The organism is Acinetobacter stercoris, assembly GCF_900323515.1.
Classification (GTDB): domain Bacteria; phylum Pseudomonadota; class Gammaproteobacteria; order Pseudomonadales; family Moraxellaceae; genus Acinetobacter; species Acinetobacter stercoris.
In genome coordinates, this window is record NZ_OOGT01000386.1 from 1 (window position 1) to 1,491 (window position 1,491).

The 1,491-nt window shown below is 44.1% G+C and carries 1 protein-coding gene; it reads left to right on the forward strand.

From position 1 onward, the window contains the following. Positions 1–64: 64 nt before the first annotated feature. A partial coding sequence (locus tag KPC_RS19715) for a type VI secretion system Vgr family protein (protein ID WP_456049184.1) occupies positions 65–1,491 on the forward strand: 1,427 nt, incomplete at its 3' end.

Genomic DNA, 1,491 nt, shown 5'->3' on the forward strand with positions numbered 1-1,491 from the left:
TATCCTATCCCTCAATGCCCATATTCCACTTAAATCATTTTCAGGTTGTCTGGTTGCCATAGATATCCTCACAGATTCTGGCGACTTTTCACGCTTTACAGGGATTGTGTCTAAAGTTACCCAGGGTGCCAGTGATGGCTCACTGTGCGTCTATAAAGTCGTATTACAGGATGCCTTTTCTTTACTCAAACTGACTCATAATAGCCGGATATTTCGCAATAGTGATGTCATCAGCATCACCAAGACACTGATAGAAGAAAGCATACACAACAGCGCATTAATCGCATCTGCACTTACACTGGATTTGTCTGGCATCAAGAAAAGCTATGATACACGTCCATTTGTGATGATGTATAACGAAAGCTTATATACCTTTTTAACCCGACTATGGCGTTCCGAAGGGATCAGCTGGTTGATTACAGAAACGGATACAAAAGTCGTTCAACCTGCCAGCGATATACAAGTACAAAAATTATGCCTCATTGATAGTGCAGCCGAATTTAAGCGTCTATCCCGAAAAAGCATACGATTTCATAGTCGAAGTAATGCAACAGAACGCTTTGATACCATCACCAGCTTAAGCAGTGAAAGACAGATACAGGCCACATCGATACAAACACAACGCTGGACACCGGATCACTTCTATCAGGATCAGGATGCCATTTCTTATACCAGACACCGGCATAGTGAAAACTTTGATACAGATACCCTTGATCTGGCACAGGTCTGGAATCTGGCACCTGCATGGATCAATGATTCAGATGAACAACTTACCCCATCCAGCAGTGCACAGCTGAACCGGTTGAATCAACAACTCACTGACTATCAAAACCTGCAAGCCAAAAAATTCATAGCCAGAAGCAGTGTACGAGATGCGGATGTGGGATATTTCTTTGAGCTGACAGGACATTTTGAGCTGGATCAGCATGATGGCTCAGAACGGCAAATGCTGATTTTTGGGAAAAAATTCTATCACCAGAACAACTTGCCCAAAGACCTGAAAAACCAGATTGATACCTTGATTGACCTCAGCCACTGGCAATATTTAAAAATCAATCAGGATGAAATGCATGGTACCGAACTGACACTCGTGCGCCGAAATATTCCGGTTGTTCCAGAATACCATCCATTAAAACATCGGCCACAGGTATATCCGATGCGTGGCATGGTGGTTGGTCCAGAAAATGAACAGATCCATGTCAATGCCTATGGAGATGTGAAAGTCCGCTTCCTGTTTACNCGGGCACAAGACCATCAACATGCAGGTGGCAGTGGTTCCAATGATAATGATCAGGATTCCTTCTGGTTACCCGTCATGACATTTTGGGCAGGGTCGGCAGGAGAAGGCAGCCGTTTCCATCCGCGAGTAGGTGATGAAGTCTGCATCAACTTCTTTGAGGGCGATATAGATCGACCTTTTGTCGCTGGAAGTATCTATGAGTCTTCACATCCACAAACCAGTTTTGATAAGAAAGGACAAGTTCCCGAGAC